Source organism: Kocuria subflava (assembly GCF_012163155.1).
Lineage (GTDB): Bacteria > Actinomycetota > Actinomycetes > Actinomycetales > Micrococcaceae > Kocuria > Kocuria subflava.
In genome coordinates this window covers 162861-179814 of sequence record NZ_JAAVUN010000001.1, presented here as the reverse complement: position 1 = coordinate 179814, position 16954 = coordinate 162861, and the positions used below count along the sequence as shown (strand labels likewise).

Annotated in this window: 12 protein-coding genes and 2 tRNA genes; 8 read left to right on the top strand and 6 right to left on the bottom strand. The window is 65.1% G+C overall.

The features are described 5' to 3' along the window. Nucleotide 1: 1 nt before the first annotated feature. Complete coding sequence (locus GTW58_RS00805; protein ID WP_119932146.1) at nucleotides 2–973, top strand: siderophore-interacting protein; 972 nt, start codon at nucleotides 2–4, stop codon at nucleotides 971–973. A 114-nt stretch (nucleotides 974–1087) separates the two neighbouring features. Beyond that, nucleotides 1088–1160 (top strand) — tRNA-Arg (locus tag GTW58_RS00800). Between the two features lie 166 nt (nucleotides 1161–1326). On the opposite strand, the gene GTW58_RS00795 is transcribed toward GTW58_RS00800, so the two are convergent. From GTW58_RS00795 to upp, 4 genes are all read right to left on the bottom strand, one after another. Continuing rightward, nucleotides 1327–2325 carry an aldo/keto reductase gene (locus GTW58_RS00795; protein ID WP_232817914.1) on the bottom strand — a complete coding sequence of 333 codons (999 nt, stop codon included), beginning with the start codon at nucleotides 2323–2325 and terminating at the stop codon, nucleotides 1327–1329. A gap of 75 nt (nucleotides 2326–2400) precedes the next feature. Further along, nucleotides 2401–2955 (bottom strand): SixA phosphatase family protein, encoded by a 555-nt coding sequence (locus tag GTW58_RS00790; protein ID WP_119932145.1) that lies wholly within the window; start codon nucleotides 2953–2955, stop codon nucleotides 2401–2403. 40 nt (nucleotides 2956–2995) lie between these two features. After that, nucleotides 2996–3811, bottom strand: a complete 816-nt coding sequence (locus GTW58_RS00785; RefSeq protein ID WP_119932144.1) for a winged helix-turn-helix domain-containing protein — start codon at nucleotides 3809–3811, stop codon at nucleotides 2996–2998. Between the two features lie 581 nt (nucleotides 3812–4392). Continuing rightward, entirely contained in the window at nucleotides 4393–5028 is a 636-nt protein-coding gene (gene upp, locus GTW58_RS00780) for a uracil phosphoribosyltransferase (protein WP_119932143.1), read from the bottom strand. On the opposite strand from upp, the gene tadA reads away from it, so the two are divergent. From tadA to GTW58_RS00750, 6 genes are all read left to right on the top strand, one after another. Beyond that, nucleotides 5027–5578 carry a tRNA adenosine(34) deaminase TadA gene (gene tadA / locus GTW58_RS00775; protein WP_119932142.1) on the top strand — a complete coding sequence of 184 codons (552 nt, stop codon included), beginning with the start codon at nucleotides 5027–5029 and terminating at the stop codon, nucleotides 5576–5578. The genes upp and tadA overlap by 2 nt on opposite strands. A gap of 67 nt (nucleotides 5579–5645) precedes the next feature. Further along, a tRNA-Ser gene (locus GTW58_RS00770) sits at nucleotides 5646–5735 on the top strand. Between the two features lie 262 nt (nucleotides 5736–5997). Beyond that, nucleotides 5998–6330 (top strand): 2Fe-2S iron-sulfur cluster-binding protein, encoded by a 333-nt coding sequence (locus tag GTW58_RS00765; RefSeq protein ID WP_047692593.1) that lies wholly within the window; start codon nucleotides 5998–6000, stop codon nucleotides 6328–6330. A gap of 174 nt (nucleotides 6331–6504) precedes the next feature. After that, complete coding sequence (locus tag GTW58_RS00760; RefSeq protein ID WP_198673399.1) at nucleotides 6505–9375, top strand: FAD-binding and (Fe-S)-binding domain-containing protein; 2871 nt, start codon at nucleotides 6505–6507, stop codon at nucleotides 9373–9375. 121 nt (nucleotides 9376–9496) lie between these two features. Next, nucleotides 9497–10291: a DUF4232 domain-containing protein gene (locus GTW58_RS00755; protein WP_157980415.1), complete on the top strand. Its 795-nt coding sequence runs from the start codon at nucleotides 9497–9499 to the stop codon at nucleotides 10289–10291. After that, nucleotides 10284–15056, top strand: coding sequence for an ATP-dependent helicase (locus tag GTW58_RS00750; RefSeq protein WP_119932139.1), 4773 nt, complete (start codon nucleotides 10284–10286; stop codon nucleotides 15054–15056). The genes GTW58_RS00755 and GTW58_RS00750 overlap by 8 nt, the downstream gene beginning before the upstream one ends. Here GTW58_RS00750 and idi read toward each other — a convergent pair. Both idi and GTW58_RS00740 read right to left on the bottom strand, forming a co-directional pair. Next, nucleotides 15053–15616 (bottom strand): isopentenyl-diphosphate Delta-isomerase, encoded by a 564-nt coding sequence (idi, locus tag GTW58_RS00745; protein WP_232817913.1) that lies wholly within the window; start codon nucleotides 15614–15616, stop codon nucleotides 15053–15055. The two genes, GTW58_RS00750 and idi, sit on opposite strands and share 4 nt — an antisense overlap. Before the next feature lie 78 nt (nucleotides 15617–15694). Then, a complete protein-coding gene (locus GTW58_RS00740) occupies nucleotides 15695–16795 on the bottom strand; it encodes a hypothetical protein (protein WP_157980414.1) in 1101 nt (366 codons plus the stop codon). Nucleotides 16796–16954 lie beyond the last annotated feature (159 nt).

The following is a 16954-nucleotide window of genomic DNA, read 5'->3' as shown; positions in this document are numbered from 1 at the left end:
CATGACACAGACCACCGCATCAGGACCCACCGTGATCTGCGCGCAAGTGACCGTCACCGGGGTCCACCAGCTCTCCCCCACGTTCCGGCGCATCACGGTGGCCGGGCCTGAACTGGCCGAGTTCTCCACCAACGTGGTGGGCACAGGTGAGCGGATCACCTGCCGGGACGCCTACATCAAACTCCTGGTGGCGCCGGAGGACGCAGAGCCTTCCCGGCCCGAACTCACCATGGGCTACCGCGCGTGGTTCGCTCAACCGCAGGAACAGCGCGGGTACCTGCGGACCTACACCGTGCGCTGCGCCGAATGGGTTGCTTGGGGCCAAACCCACGTGCCGGAACTGACCCTGGACTTTGTTCTCCACGCGGAGGACCACGGTCCGGGCGGTACCTGGGCCTTGAACGCCGAGGTGGGCCAGACCGCCTTCATCCTGGGTCCTGGCCAGGATGAACCAGCATGGGCCTCCTGGGGACCGGGGCGGGCACGCCGAATCGTGGCGGTCGGGGACGAAACCGCAGCCCCTGCCCTGCTGTCCATCATCGAAGAACTCCAGGAGAACACCACCGCACAACGTGTGGACGTAATCGTGGAAGTACCCACGCGAGCGGACCTCCCCGACGTCGTCGTGCCACCGGAGACCACTGTTCACACCCTGGCGCGTTCCGACTCCGGCGCGCACGGCACCGGATCGGTACGCGAACTGGCGCACGTCCTGGAGCTGCCCACGTTCTGCGTTGCCGACGTCCTGGCCGGACGCCGCCCCGAGCGGGTGACCGGCTCGGTGCCCACTGTGGACCCGGAGCAGATGTGGGAGGTGGCTGACCCTGAAGCCGAACGTGACACCTACGTCTTCCTGGCCGGTGAGGCGGCCAGCGTCAAAGCCTGGAGGCGGCTGTGTGTTGACGCCGCAGGCATCCCCAAGGAGAACGTGTCCTTCATGGGCTACTGGCGCCGCGGACACGCAGAATCGTGAGCACAACTACGCCCCTCCGATTTGCCCACCCGGCCCAACGCGCGTAATGTAATCACCTGTTCGCGACGCCAACGGCACGCGAACTCTGGTTTGCCTGAGCAATCAGCTGACCATGCGCCACTAGCTCAACGGATAGAGCATCTGACTACGGATCAGAAGGTTGGGGGTTCGAATCCCTCGTGGCGCACTTTTAATGTGCGGCCTGACCTGGAGCGATCCGGGTCAGGCCGTTTCTGTTTCCCACCGCTCTGCCGAGCTCCCACCGGGGTGCCAGATCACCGGTCACACGGTGGGCAACCGCACGTTCTGTGGGAACTCGAGAACCCCGTGGGGCCTCGACGAAGAGCGAATTCTCAGTAGCGCTGACCGCTGGCGGCCGGGATGGCGGCCAGGACCTCAAGATCCTCAGTGTCCAGTTGCAGGTCCGCAGCCTGCGCGTTTTCCGCCAGATGCTCCAAGCTACTGGTGCCGGGAATCGGCAGTGATACTCCCCCGTCCAGGGAGGGCAGCATGGTCCAGGCAATCGCAACGGCGGCCATGGGAACCCCGTGCTTGTCGGCCACGGCACGGATGGGCGGCAGGACGGCGTCGTCGTTGGTGGAGCGGGCTTGGTCCGTGAACCGGGGGTTCTCGGCGCGGAAATCACCCTCCGGGAACTTCCGCCCTGCCAGGGCACCGCTCAGGTAGCCACGCCCTACGGGGGAGAACGGCACGAACACCGCTGTATGCTCCCGGCACCAGCCGATCACGTCTCCGGCGGGATCCCCGTCCGAGGTGTGGCCTGAGCCGTCCGGGTCGCGGGTCCACAACGAGTACTCGGACTGGACCGCAGCCACAGGGTGGATGGTCTGCGCACGCTCCAGCTGTTGAACGGAGACCTCCGAAAGCCCGATCGAGCGCACCTTGCCGGCCTGCACCAACTCGGCCATGGCACCCCAGGTGTCCTCCAAGGCAACATCGGAATCGATGCGGTGGACGTAGTAGAGGTCGATCGTCTCGGCCCGCAACCGCCGCAGAGTGTCGTCAATGGCCTGGCGAATGTAGTCCGGGTCCCCGCACCGTTCAGTCTTGGGCGGATCAAGCTGCTCGGCCCGCAGCCCCACCTTGGAGCACAAGAACGTGCGGTCATAACGGTCATGCAGGGCAGCGCCCACCAGTTCCTCGTTGGCCCCGCCCCCGTACAACGTTGCCGTGTCCACAAAGTTCATGCCGGAATCCACTGCGGCACGCAGCACATCCTGTTTGGCCCGCTCGGTGAGCCCGGTGCGTTCCAGCATCCAACTGAGCCCCATGGCCCCGAAGCCCACGGCCCCAACAGGGTCACCGGTGGGAGTGAACACGGTGTTCTTCACGGCATCTCCTTCTTGAACGGCCACAAGCTGATGGCCACTTCCACCGGAACACGACGCCGGTGAGTTGCCTTGACCTCACCAGGATCCTTCAGCGCGGGGCACCATGAAATCAGTCAGGCGGGCATCTGCCCCGTCCAGGGCATCCCAATTCTGGGTGGTTCGCAACACGGCCATGCCGCTGGTGGGATATCCACCTGAGAGGTCCATCACGGCGTCCATGTCCGAGTCCGCGCCGGACAGACGCATGGCCACATCCTGCACGGCCGGTTGATGGCAGATCACCATAAGGGTCTGCACTGAATCCGGGACGGCATTGATCTCCGCCAGAACCTGGATCTCGGATGCCTCATACAGCCGCTCCGAAAGGTTTGCGGTGGGCGCCAGGTCCCCCAGCTCAGAGGACACCCAGGTGCAGGTCTGGCGGGTGCGCAACGCGGAGGAGCACAGGATCATCTCCGGTGCCAGATTGTTCTCCAGCAACCACTGACCTGCCAGGGGGGCATCCGCCTCCCCGTCAGGGCTGAGAGACCGCTCATGATCATCCACACCCCAGCCGGCTCCGGCTGTTGCGTGACGCATGAGGATCAGCACGCGTTCGTCATGACGTGGGGCATCTGCTCGAGTGCTCATGCCGCCATGTTCTCACGAGGCCGGCACCCGGCCCCGTGCATCAGATGGAGTATTCCGGAGCCGCCCAGACCACTACTTCCGGGTGGTCGTAGAAGCGGTAACCCTGACCGCGCACGGTGCGGACGGTGTTGGCCAACCGCCCCAGCTTGGAACGCAGGCGCCGGATGTGAACGTCGATGGTGCGTTCGTTGGGAACGTCCTCAGCACCTGACCACAGGTTGCCGATCAATTCTCCACGTCCCACCGTGCGTGCCCCGTTCTCCACCAGGTAGTTCAGCAGTTCGAACTCCTTGTACGTCAGGTTCAGCACGTCCCCGTCCAGGAGGACCTCCCGACGGGAAAGGTCGATCAGGACGCCGGCAGACTGTGGGGCACGGGGTTCAGAGTCGACGACGGCGCTGTTGGGAACCACCTGCTCAGCGCGGTTGTATCCGGTGGTGGGATCCCCCAACGCGTTACGGACCACCTGGAGGTCGGTTCCCTGGGCACCGGCCTGGGCCAGGGCAACGGCGGCATAGGTGTCAGCCTGCGGGGAGAGTTCGGCAACGGCGCGCCGCAAGTGCCGGACAACTTCCACCAACGTGGTGCCGTCCTGCGCCGCTTTGGTTTCATCCAGACCGACGTAGAGCACGAATCCGCGAGCCTCATTGCCCGGGGCCTGGACGGGAGCTTCATGGGGGGCGAGCCGACGGTCTGTCTGCACATCCCCTGGTGCACCGTTGACCATGGAGCGCATGGCAGGTCCTGTATGGGGACGTTGCCCGGACGCCAGGCCCTCCCCCATGGCGGCTTGGTGCCGCACAGCTGCGGCACGGTTTCGCTGCGAGATGTGGACGTAGCCGGATGCACCCGCCATTACTGCTCCTCAAATTTGTGACCCCATCAGGGGTCCACCACAGGCAGCCCAAAGTTGGGCCGATACCCAGTTGCTGCAGGGCGCACGCGCAGGCTGTCCCATCTCTCCCACAAGCAAGACGTTCCGAACGACGCCGAAACCTGAACGCTCACTGAATGCAGCACAACCATCTTCATGCTTTACCCCCAGAAAGAGCAAGTAACAATTAGGTGATCGTCTCATATTCTGAGATACGGCAACGGCAAATTGGGGACAAGTTGGAAATCGCCACCTTTGTGGAGTTAATGAGTCGCGCGGTATCGCCTATTTGGGCGCATGTACGGCGTTTTCTCCAGGCTCGCACCCCAATCACGATTGGCTAACAAAACCATGACTACCGGTCAATGAGTTGCACAATAAATCATGCTTGTCTCACTATCTGAGATACGTATGAGTAGCTTTTCATACTCACCCGCAGACAATCCAGCACACGCTGTGCACCACCAGGTGTTGCTGGACAACACAGAACAGGACCCCTGCTCCGGGATCTTCCGGAACAGGGGTCCTGTTCAACATCAGGGCACGGTCACCCCTGTCTCAGGTCAGTCGACAACCCCATACAGGCGGTCACCGGCATCACCCAGGCCCGGAATGATGTAGGCACGGTCATCAAGCTTCTGGTCAACTGCGGCAAGCACCACGTGAACGTCGTCGTCATCGAGCTTGGACTCCAAGGCCTCCAGGCCCTCCGGGGCCGCCAGAAGGCACAGGCAGGTGATCTGGGCTGCGCCGCGCTTGCGGAGGAACTTGATGGCCTCCACCAAGGTGCTGCCGGTGGCCAGCATGGGATCAAGCACAAACACCTGACGGCCACTGAGGTCATCGGGCAGGCGCTCGGCGTAGGTGACGATGTCCAGGGTTTCCTCGTTACGGGCCATGCCCAGGAAGCCGACCTCTGCGGTGGGCACCAAACGGGTCATGCCCTCCAACATGCCAAGACCCGCACGCAGGATGGGGACCACCAACGGACGCGGAGAGCTCAGAGCGGTACCGGTGGCGGTGGCCACCGGAGTGGTCACCTCAACAGGCTCCACACGAACTTCACGGGTGGCCTCGTAGGCAATGAGGGTCACCAGCTCCTCCACCAACTGGCGAAAAACCGGCGACGGAGTGTTCCGGTCCCTGAGAACCGTGAGTTTGTGGGCAACCAAGGGGTGATCCAGGACTGTGACGCGCATGCCGCAAAATTATCAGAGGCAGACCTTGACTGCCCTCCCCGCACACCTGCACCAGGAAGCCCGCCCCGTGAGTCCTCATCACCAGCCCCACTCCACCCAGCACCACGCGTGGATGCGCTCCGCCCTGGACCTGGCCCCCACTGCACTGGCCACCGGAGACGTACCCATTGCTGCGCTGGTCATTCACGACGACGGCGCCGTGGTGGGCCGAGGCGTCAACCGCAGGGAAGCCGACGGTGACCCCACCGCGCACGCCGAACTCCTGGCGTTGCGGGAGGCTGCCCACACCCTGGGGCGATGGCGCCTGGAGCACTGCACGCTGGTGGTCACCCTGGAACCGTGTGCCATGTGCGCAGGTGCCAGTGTGTTGGCCAGGATTCCGCGGGTGGTGCTGGGCGCCTGGGACCCCAAGGCCGGTGCGTGTGGATCCGTGATGGACGTGGTCCGCAACCCTGCGCTGAATCACTGGACTCAGGTGCACGGGGACGTCCTGGCCGAGGAATGTGGGGAGCTGATCCGAGAGTTCTTTCGCGGGCACCGAGACCGCTGAGCCTGTGCAGATGCGCACTTGCAGAAATTTTGAAGCCCGTATGCCCCTCCGCTACGATTCTCGGGCTGGTGACGTGTCCGAGCGGCCGAAGGTGCATCACTCGAAATGATGTTTGGTGTAAAAGCCAACGAGGGTTCAAATCCCTCCGTCACCGCCAGTCACAAAGGCCCCTGCAGCCCCGGGATTCCGGGGAGGCGGGGGCCTTTGTCATGCCCGGGGCCGGCGGCAAGCCGGGGACAGTTTGGTACGCCATGAGCTGCCGATGGCGTACCAAACTGTCAACGGTTTGCCCGAATCGGCGGGAGGCAAAGCAGGGCAACGGCAGGTTCGCCGTCTCCGGGCGGCGACCTAGAATGGGATGAACACCTTTGACCCGGAACAACGGCTGATCAGACACAGCCGCCAGGAGGATCCAGCCCGTGAGCAGCATTACCGTGAACGTGACCGACCGCGACGGCGCCCGCACCGAGGGTGTGCAGTGGGAGGATCACGAGTCCTTGATGGAGGCGTTGACGCGCAACAAGTTCCCCATCCTGGCAACCTGCGGTGGCAACGCATCCTGCTCCACCTGCCACTGCTACTTGGGCGCCTCCGCGCAGACCGCCGGGGCCAAATCCCCGATCGGTGACGAGGAAGAAGACGTCCTGGACATGCTGGATGACACCCGCCATGAGGACTCCCGCCTGACCTGCCAGGTCGAGTGGTCGGAGGATCTGGACGGGGCAGAGGTGACCATCGCCCCCGAATGGTGATCACCCGCACTGCCCAGCGCCCGATTTTGGACGTTTGCGGCGTGTTGAAACATCCAAACTCGGACACTCGGCGGTCCCGGTTGACCGTCCCTGAACGGAGCACGAGTCGTGACCACCAGCTACCCAGCACAGACCACCCCGGCACAGCAGTCAGCCACACGAGCAAAGGACCTTCTGCGTGATGACCTGACCACCCGCGCGGCCTACATCTCCGATGCCTCGATCTACCGGCGATTGCCTGCTGCCGTTGCCGAGCCACGATCGGTGGAGGAGATCCGGGACCTGTTGGCCCTGGCCCGCGAGCGCGGGTGGTCCGTGGTGGGCCGTGGTGGTGGCACCTCTGTGGCAGGCAACGCCATGGGGGATGGGTTGGTGATTGAAACCTCCCGCCACTTCAACCGCATCATCTCCATTGACCCTCAGTCCCAGACCGCCGTGATTGAACCTGGCGTGATCTGCGATCAGCTGCGTGATGCTGCATCCACGCATGGGTTGACCTACGGCCCGGACCCGTCCACCCACAGCCGCTGCACGATCGGCGGGATGGTGGCCAACAACGCCTGTGGTTCGCACTCGGTGGCCTGGGGAACCTCCGCTGAGAACCTGGTGGCCGTGACCGTGATGCTGGCCGACGGCCGGGAGGTGGAACTGTCCGCCGGGGACACCAGCGAACCCGCGCTGACACAGACCCTGACCGGAATCAGGGACAACCACCGCGCCATGTTGCGCACCGAGTTGGGTCAGTTCCCCCGCCAGGTCTCCGGCTACGGACTCCACTACCTGCTGGAGGAGAACGGCTTTGATGCCGCCAAGGCATTCGCCGGCACGGAGGGCACCTGCGGGATCATCACGCGCATGACCGTCAAGTTGGTGCGCAAGCCCGCCCACACGGCCCTGGCAGTGCTCAGCTTTGACGACTCCTTTGACGCCGCAACGGCCGCACCGGCTCTGCGCGTCAAGGACGTGGCCACCATTGAAGGCATGGGTGGGGACCTGCTGGATGCGTTGCGCACGCGCCCCGGCCAGGAGAACGCTGGAGAGCAGCTGCCGGAAGGCAACGGCTGGCTCTACTGCGAGGTCGGCGGCGCCACCCGCGAGGCTGCCCAGGCACGCGCGCATGAGCTGCGGGGACTGGTGGATGCAGCAGGATCGGTGAGCGTGCGCAACGCCGTCGTGGTCACCGATCCCCAAGAGGTACGCGATCTGTGGCGGATCCGGGAGGCCAGCGCCGGGATTGTCACGCGGCTTCCCGACGGCGGTGAGGCGTGGCCCGGTTGGGAGGACTCCGCCGTCCCCCCGCAGCACCTAGGCGACTATCTGCGGGACCTGTACGCGCTGTTGGCCGAGTTCGACCTGCGCGGCATCCCGTTCGGGCACTTCGGTGAGGGGTGTGTGCACATCCGCATCTCCTTTGATTTCAACACCGAGGACGGGGTCCAGGTCTACCGGACGTTCATTGACCGCGCCGCCAAACTGGTGCACCGCTACGGCGGCTCGGTCTCCGGTGAGCACGGTGACGGCCGTGCCCGTTCCGCGCTGCTGTCCACCATCTACTCGCCTGAGGCACTGCAGGCCTTCCGCGAGTTCAAGCGTGCGTTCGACCCGGACGGGCTGTTCAATCCGGGTGTGCTGGTGGATCCGGAACCGATTGATCAAGGCATCCGCCCTGGCCCCGGTGCCCGGAAATTCGACCTCACCCCGGTGCACGCATTCAGTCACGACGGCGGGTCGGTTGCCGGTGCGCTGAACCGCTGTGTGGGGGTGGGTGCGTGCAGGTCCGACGTCGGCGCCATGTGTCCGTCATTCGTGGCCACCAAGGATGAGGTCCACTCCACCCGTGGGCGTATGCGTTCCCTGGCGGAGATGCTGCGCGGGGAGAACTTGAAGGACGGGTGGAAGTCCAAGGAGACCCTGGAGGCCTTGGACCTGTGTCTGTCCTGCAAGGCTTGTGCCACCGAGTGCCCGGTCAACGTGGACATGGCCACCTACAAGTCCGAATTCCTGCACCACCACTACGGTGAGGGCCTGCGCAGCTTTGTGGGCCGCAACCGCCGCCCCATGGCTCACGCTGTGATGGGTTGGCTGCCGGTCCTTGCCCGGTCGATGAACCTGGTTCCCGGCATCCCGGCCGTGGCCAATGCCGCCATGGGCGTGAAGCCGTTGCAGAAAACCGTGATGAAGCTCGGCGGGGTGGAAACCCAGCGGGAGATGATCACTTTTGCCAATAGGCCACTGGCCTCCTGGTTCAAGAACCGTGCCAAGGCAGCCGGTCAGGACCTGCAACCCGGTGAGGACCCTGAGGGCCGCCCCTCCGTGGTGTTGTGGCCGGATTCCTGGACCAACTTCATGAGCGATGGCCCCGGCAAGGCCGCCGTTGAGGTCCTGGAGGCCATGGGTTACAGGGTGCTCATGCCCATGGGGGACGTGTGCTGCGGCATGACCTGGCATTCCACCGGTCAGCTGGACGCCCTCAAACGCGAAGTTGCCCGCACCCTGGGTGTCATGGAGCCACTGTTGGAGGCCGGTTACCCGGTGATTGGCCTGGAGCCCTCCTGCACGGTGATGCTGCAGGATGAAATCACCGAGCTGCTGCCTGGGGATCCGCGGGCCAAGACGCTGTCTGAACGCACCGTGACGTTGGGCAAGTTCGTGGCTGATCACGTGGATGCCGGCGGGGACTGGCCGTTCCAGAAGCTCACGGTCAAGGGAAAATCCGCCCAGGCCGTGTGCCAGGTGCACTGCCATCAGAAATCCATGTTGGGTTATGACCCCGAACTCGCCGTCTTGGATCGGCTGGGAGTGGACGTGGACATGGTGGGCGGTGGTTGCTGTGGGCTGGCGGGCAACTTCGGCTTTGAGCCCGGCCACCTGGAGGTCTCCCAGACCCTGGGCGAGCGGGAGCTCTTCCCCAAGATCCGTGCCGCAGCTGACGGCACCATGGTGTTGGCCGATGGGTTCTCCTGCCGTACCCAGATCTCCCAGGGCACGGATGCCGAGGGGTTGACGCTGGCGGAGGTGCTGCGGGCAGCCCTGCCGCCCCGGTGAGTTCGGTGCTGGCGCGGCCACTGTGTTGTCCGAGCCCAACCCTAGGATGAGAGCAAGCACACACCGTGCGCTGCCAACCGTTCCGGGTAGCTCCGGACCTGTCCCCCCACAGGAGCCCGCCATGTCTGTTCGTCAGCACCGCCTAATGTTCTCTGCCGTTGCGCTGACTGCATTCTTGGCCTTAACCGGCTGCGGCACGGGTTCGGAGGATGCCAGCGCTCCTGCCACCACCGCGCAAACCCCTACGGGGACCACTGAAGGTTCCTCACCAACTCAGTCCGGTTCCACGGCTTCCCCGGAAGCCTCAGCCACTGGTAGTACCCCCGCCCAGGAACCTGCTGAAGCGACCTCCACGCCGGATGCCCCGGCTTCCGCCGCACCGGAATCGACTCCGGCCCCGTCCGCCACTGCTGAACAGCATTCGGAGTCCGATTCCGGTGGTGCAGCTTCACGGCCCACCACCACTGCACCACCTGGTGCCGCTGAGGGAGGTGCTGTGGCCTCGGTGGAGAACTGCACCACCCAGCACCTCAGCGCCACGGTGTCCCCGCAGGAAGGTGCAACCGGCTCCACCATCCTGGCGCTGAGCCTGACAAATGAGTCCGCTCAGGCCTGCAAGCTCTCCGGTTTCCCCGGCGTCTCCTTTGCCGATGGAAACGGCGCCATGATCGGTGTACCGGCAGAACGGGCCGGTGGCAGCGGGGCAACCGTGACGGTCCTGCCCGGTGGATCTGCCTCCGCCGCTCTCAAGCAAGGCAACGCCAACAACTACGGTCAGGTGTGCAACGCGCACACCTCTGATCACTTGGTGATATACCCGCCGGAGAACACGGAAGCTCTGACCGTCCCGTACCAGACCCAGGCGTGCGGCAATCCCAAGATCATGCAACTGGAGATCAAGGCTTTTGGTGCCTGAGCAGCCCAAGCAACCTGAGCAACCCACCCACGCCACCGCCCTGGATCGGTTCTCCGAACCCACCAGACGGTGGTTCACCGGAGCGTTCAATGCCCCCACATCAGCCCAGGACGGCGCCTGGAACGCCATTGCTGATGGCCGGCACACTCTGGTGGTGGCCCCCACCGGGTCGGGCAAAACCCTCTCCGCTTTTCTGTGGGGGATTGATCGCCTGATGAGCAGTGGTGAACCCGGGCAAGGCACACCGGCCGGGCAGGGCACCAAAGTTCTCTACATCTCCCCGCTGAAGGCCCTGGGCGTGGACGTGGAGCGTAACCTGCGCTCCCCGTTGATCGGCATCACCCAGACCGCGCGTGGCATGGGCCTGGAACCGCCGGAGGTCTCCACCGGGGTGCGCTCCGGTGACACCCCGCAGGCCATTCGTCGCGCCCTGGTGGCGTCCCCGCCGGACATCCTGATCACCACCCCGGAATCCCTCTACCTGATGCTGACTTCCAAGGCCCGCTCCGCCCTGGAGCAGGTGGAGACCGTGGTGATTGACGAGATCCACGCGGTGGCCGGGACCAAACGTGGCGCGCACCTGGCGGTGTCCCTGGAGCGCCTGGATGACCTGCTTGAAAAGCCGGCCCAACGCATCGGGTTGTCCGCAACCGTGGAACCGGTGGAGACCGTCACCCGGTTCCTGGGTGGGCGTGAACCCGTGGCTGTGGTGCGCCCACAGTCCCAGAAGCAGTGGGATCTCACGGTCAGCGTCCCGGTTCCGGACATGACGGTGTTGGGCGGACCGAGTGCGTCGTCGTCGTTGGGGGGAACACCGTTCGGGGACGCCGCGGTGGAGGATGAACCCGCCAACGTGGCCTCCATCTGGCCGCACGTGGAGGAGCGGGTGGTGGATCTGGTGGAGGCCCACCGATCCACCATCGTGTTTGCCAACTCCCGGGGTCTGGCGGAGAAACTCACGGCCCGGCTCAATGAAATCCACGCCTTCCGGGTGGAACACTCGCAGGATCCAGGGGCTGCCGAACCGTCCCGCCAGCACGGGCGCTACGACGGCGCCGCACCGGTGCTTGCCCGGGCCCACCACGGCTCCGTGTCCAAGGACCAACGCACACTGATCGAGGAGGACCTCAAGAGCGGGCAGCTGCGGTGTGTGGTGGCCACCAGCTCGTTGGAGTTGGGGATCGACATGGGCCTGGTGGATTTGGTGGTTCAGATCGAGTCCCCGCCCTCAGCGGCCTCTGGGCTGCAGCGAGTGGGGCGAGCCGGTCACCAGGTGGGTGAGGTGTCGATCGGGCGGCTGTTCCCCAAGCATCGCGGGGACCTGCTGGATGCCACGGTGACCGTGGAGCAAATGTTGGCCGGGCGGGTGGAGTCCCTGCACATTCCCGCCAACCCCCTGGACGTACTGGCGCAGCAGACCGTGGCGGCGTGCGCGCTGGAGAGCATTGGCGTGGAGGACTGGTGGGACACGGTGCGCCGCAGTGCACCGTTCCTGGGCTTGCCGCGCAGCGCGTTCGAGGCCGTGCTGGACCTGGTGTCCGGGCGCTACCCCTCGGATGAATTTGCCCAACTCAAACCGCGCGTGGTGTGGGACCGGGATGAGGGCACGCTCACGGCCCGGCCCGGGGCCCAACGTCTTGCAGTGACCTCCGGTGGCACCATCCCGGACCGGGGCCTGTTCCCGGTCCACATTGCCGGAAGCCCGGAGGACAAAGCCCCCAAACGGGTGGGTGAGCTGGACGAGGAAATGGTCTACGAATCCCGCACCGGGGATGTGATCGCGCTGGGCGCCTCCTCCTGGCGGATCGAGGAGATCACCCATGACCGGGTGACCGTGACCCCTGCTCCGGGGCAGGCGGGAAAACTCCCCTTCTGGCACGGTGACGGATTGGGCCGGCCTGTGGAGCTGGGACGCGCCCAGGGGGCGTTCCTGCGGGAGATCTCCGGTGCCGCCGAGTCCACCTCCACGGACCGGCTCACGGCAGCAGGTCTGGATCAGTGGGCCCGGGAGAACCTTCAGGCTTACGTGGCAGAGATGAAGGAGAACGTGGGCCACGTGCCCTCGGACCGTACGCTGCTGATCGAACGCTTCCCGGATGAGCTCGGGGACTGGCGGGTGATCCTCCATTCCCCGTACGGACTGCAGGTTCATGCCCCGTGGGCACTGGCCGTGGGTGCCCGGATCGAGGAACGCTGGGGTCTGGACGGTGCCGCTCAGGCCTCCGACGACGGCATTGTGCTGCGGATTCCCTTGACGGACGAGGATCCCCCGGGGGCAGAGATCTTTCTGTTCGACCCCGATGAACTGGATCAGATCGTCACCGAGCAGGTGGGTTCCTCCGCGTTGTTCGCCTCTCGGTTCAGGGAGTGCGCCGCCCGCGCCCTGTTGTTGCCCCGCCGCGATCCCGGCAGACGTACCCCCCTGTGGCAGCAGCGTCAGCGTTCCGCGCAGCTCTTGGACGTGGCCCGCCGCTACCCGCAGTTTCCCATCGTGTTGGAAACCGTGCGTGAATGTCTGCAGGACGTCTACGACCTCCCCGCGCTGCAGGAGATCCACAGGGAGATCAACCGGCGCACCATCCGGGTGGTGGAGACCACCACGGAGTCACCGTCGGCATTCGCCAAGACCCTGCTGTTCGGCTATCTGGGGCAGTTCATCTATGAGGGCGACTCCCCACTGGCTGAGCGCAAGGCAGCCATCCTGTCCCTGGACACGGACCTCTTGGCTGAATTGCTGGGGCGTGCCCAGTTGCGGGAGCTGTTGGATGCCGCCGTCATCACCCGCACGGAGGCCGAACTCCAGTACACGGCCCCCAACCGCCGGTTGAAGGGTGCTGAGGGTCTGGCTGATCTGCTGCGCCTGCTGGGCCCGTTGACCGTGGAACAGGCAACGGAGCGGTTGAACCACCCCCAACACCACGACGACGACCCCCACCCGGCCTCCCGTGAGGACGTTCAGCAGTGGGCCCAGGAACTATCCCGGGAGAACCGCGCGTTCACGGTCAGGCTGGCCGGGGTGGAGAAACTGGCGGCGGTGGAGGATGCCGCCCGGTTACGTGATGCCCTGGGCGCCCCCATCCCGCACGGCGTCCCGGTGACGTTCCTGGAACCGGTGGCAGACCCTGTGGGAGATCTTGTGGGTCGCCATGCCCGAACCCACGGACCGTTCACGGCCCAGGAGGCAGCAGCGGCCACGGGCCTGGGGGTGGCAGTGGTCAATTCCACCTTGGAGAAGCTGGCCGCCCAGCGCCGTGTGGTGGAGGGCGAGTTCCGTCCGCTGGAGATGCTCCCGGCCGGAACACACACCCGGGACACGGAGTGGTGTGACAAAGAGGTGTTGCACCGAATCCGGCGTCGTTCCCTGGCTGCACTGCGGGAGCAGGTGGAGCCCGTGGCGCCGGAGGTCTACGCCCGATTCCTGCCGCCCTGGCAGTACGTGGGTTCCGATGCCCGGTTGCGTGGGGCGGACGGTCTGCTGACCGTGGTGGACCAGCTGGGTGGGCTGGCCCTGCCTGCCTCCGCGCTGGAGCCTCTGGTGTTGCGCGCCAGGATCAGCGATTACTCCCCCGATCTTCTGGATGAGCAACTGGCGGCCGGGGAGATCCTGTGGTCCGGTGCCGGTTCCCTGAGCGGGGATGACGGTTGGCTGGCGTTGCATCTGGCCGAGTCCCAGGAGCTGACGCTGCCGCCACGGGCCGAGCTGAAAGCCACCGCTGCGGGGATCACGGACGTGCTCCAGGCCGCTGTGTTGGAGGTTCTGGCCGATGGTGCCGCGCGTTTCAGTCACCAGTTGGTTCCGGCCCTTGCTGACCGGGGGCATCAGGTCACCATGCCGCACCTGACCACGGCCTTGTGGGAGTTGGTGTGGGCAGGGCTGATCACCAATGACACCTTTGCCCCTGTGCGTTCCCTGGTGGCCGGTGGCGGCGGGGCACACAAACAGAAGGCACGCACACCCGTGGCGCGCTCGGCCGGACGCCGGGGTGCCGCACGGTTGCGGCCTCGCCAGCAAGGTGCTCGGGCCAGTGGGCCGCGTTCGGCGGCGGAGCTGCAGTCATCGGGCCGGTGGTCTCTGGTGGCGCCGGAGCCGCTGGAGCCCACGGTGCGGGCCAGTGCCGGGGCTGAGTTGTTGTTGGACCGCTACGGAGTGCTGACCCGCGGTGCCGTGGAAGCGGAGGACCTGCCCGGTGGGTTCTCCGGGATCTACCGTGTTCTCACGGCACTGGAGGACGCCGGGCAGACGCGGCGTGGGTACTTCATCGAGGGTCTGGGGGCCGCCCAGTTCGCCCAGTCCTCCACGGTGGATCGGTTGCGCACCTTTGCCGATGACGAGCAAGCACGCACCACACCCCGCGAGCCCTCCGTGTTGGCTCTGGCCGCCACCGACCCCGCCAACCCGTGGGGCGCAACGCTTCCCTGGCCGCAGGTCTTGGCTTCCCCGGACGACGACGCTGCCACACGCCACCGACCGGGCCGTAAAGCTGGTGCCGTGGTGGTCTCCGTGGACGGTACCCCCGTGCTCTATTTCGAGCGCGGCGGCAGGACCGTCCTGGTGTTCCAGGACGATCCCGCCTTGATCCGGCTGTGTGCACCCGCCGTGGTTGATCTGGTGCACGCCGGAGCTGCGGAGAAGTTGTCCGTGGAAAAGATCAACGGCCGTCATGTGCTGGGTGCAGGGGGCTTGGAGACCGCCGTGCGGGACGCGTTGGTGCACGCCGGGTTCTCCACCACGCCCAAGGGGCTGCGGTTGCGCCGAGGAGTCTAGGACCCTGCGGCCAGGCCCAGGGATTCCTGAAGCGGCTGTTCCGCGATCTCCTCCACCAGCCACGGACTGAACACCCGCGCCAAACCGCGGGAGGCCACCAGCAGGTCAGCGGGATCCACCCATGTGAACTCGGCGATCTCAGAGGCTTGAGGACGCGGCTGACTGGCGGCTTGGGCCACCCAGACCGGGCAGAACTCGTTCTCCACCACACCGGAGGCATCCACGGCTCGGTAGGCGAAGTCTGGGAGCACTTCCTGCAGGTTGGTGATCTCCATTCCCAACTCCTGAGCAGCCCTCCGCGTGATGGCATCTTGGAAGTCCTCACCGGGACCGGGGTGGCCACAGAACGAATTGGTCCAGACCCCCGGCCAGGTCTTTTTGCTCAGGGCACGGCGAGTGAGCAGCACTTGACCGTCGTCGTTGACCACCCAGCAGGAGAAGGCCAGGTGCAACGGGGTGTCAGTGGTGTGGACGTTTGCTTTGGGCGCGGTACCGATGGGCTGGTGGTGGGGATCCAGCAGCACCACCTGCTCGGCTGCGGGTTCGGCTGGTGTAGGCACGGTTCCTCCATTGCCCGGTGACGTCTGCCGTTGGGCCTGCCCCCTCACCCTAGAGGGTGCGGAGTTCATGCGCAGCCGCTACTGCTTGGCAGCCACGTCCTCCTTGCGGAAAGCGTGCACAAACTCTTGGTACAGCTGGTCAGCGCTGACTGGTGCGTACTCGTGCACACCGGGGAGTTCTTGTTCGGCCCGAATCACACCTGAATGGGCGGATTGAATCCAACCGCGTGCGTGGTTGTCATGGGGCCGGTGCAAAATCCACGACGCCGGTTCACACACGAAATCGGGTTCATCCTGGGGTTCACAGGTGAGGTTCAACGCACCACCCGACGCCGGATTGTTCTCGAATTCGTAGCGGGCTTCATCAAAGTTCCGCGCCGCAAGGGACAACGTCGATGCGCCGTCGTGAAGTCCAGTCATCCAAGCCAGGACTCCCGCAAGGTCTTGCCTGGCAACATTGATCACACCCACGCGCTTGGCGTCCAAGACAACTGGCCCCCACCAGTTGGTGCGCAGCACCGCACGATCGTCCTGGAACCACACCTGGCAGCGAAGGTCGGTTCTGCGCCTCAGTCCGTACAGCACAAAGTCCGGCGATGACCCAAAGAGGACCGAGCAGTACTCCCCCAGGGGTGACAGGCACTCGCCCTCGATCATGCCCAGTTGGCGGGCCTCCTTGGCGGCAGAGATGTTGAATCTTTCCGTCAGAGACCCAATGTTTTCCTGCGGCTGGAATCGACCCACAAAATCCAAGGTGTCCAACGCACATGTGAAGTCCAACGGCCTGAACTCCGTGGACCCCCACGACCATGCCAAATACGATCCGGCCCCAAAGTGAAGGACCTTCGGTCCCGTGCAATGCATGGAATCCCCGGCAACCTCCGTGATCAATTTGGGCGGCTGCTGAACATCACGAACCTGCCCCTCCCACCCAGTCAGAACCGGTTCACAAAAGTTTGGGACCTGGGGGAAGTCCGCCTGATGGGTGACCTGCGTGACGCGCAGAACACCGGGCCCGCGGCGTGAATACCAGGTGTCGTAATAAAGCCAGTCGGCGCCGTTGAACCCGACCACCCGGAAAGACCAACGCGACCCACCTGAGTCGTTCTTGATCCTTCGTGAATACAACAAACTTGCGCAGGAGAGTTCCGCACGTACTGCACCGATGTCCAATGCCATCAAATCCTGCCACTGAGCCGGCAAAGACGACGCCGGCAGGAGTTCCACCGATGCAAGTGCGCGCGAACCCAGTGGCCCCGTTGGGACATAGCGCCAATGATTCAAGGTGCCCCCAGGTACTTGGCGCCACCCCGGGACGGCAACATGTGGGCACGAGGA

Coding starts and splice junctions, on each gene's coding strand:
- GTW58_RS00805 (WP_119932146.1), top strand. CDS start 2: ATGACACAGACCACCGCATCAGGACCCACCGTGATCTGCGCGCAAGTG.
- GTW58_RS00790 (WP_119932145.1), bottom strand. CDS start 2,955: ATGAGCACTCGAGCAGATGCCCCACGTCATGACGAACGCGTGCTGATC.
- GTW58_RS00785 (WP_119932144.1), bottom strand. CDS start 3,811: ATGGCGGGTGCATCCGGCTACGTCCACATCTCGCAGCGAAACCGTGCC.
- tadA (WP_119932142.1), top strand. CDS start 5,027: ATGCCGCAAAATTATCAGAGGCAGACCTTGACTGCCCTCCCCGCACAC.
- upp (WP_119932143.1), bottom strand. CDS start 5,028: ATGCGCGTCACAGTCCTGGATCACCCCTTGGTTGCCCACAAACTCACG.
- GTW58_RS00755 (WP_157980415.1), top strand. CDS start 9,497: ATGTCTGTTCGTCAGCACCGCCTAATGTTCTCTGCCGTTGCGCTGACT.
- GTW58_RS00740 (WP_157980414.1), bottom strand. CDS start 16,795: ATGGCATTGGACATCGGTGCAGTACGTGCGGAACTCTCCTGCGCAAGT.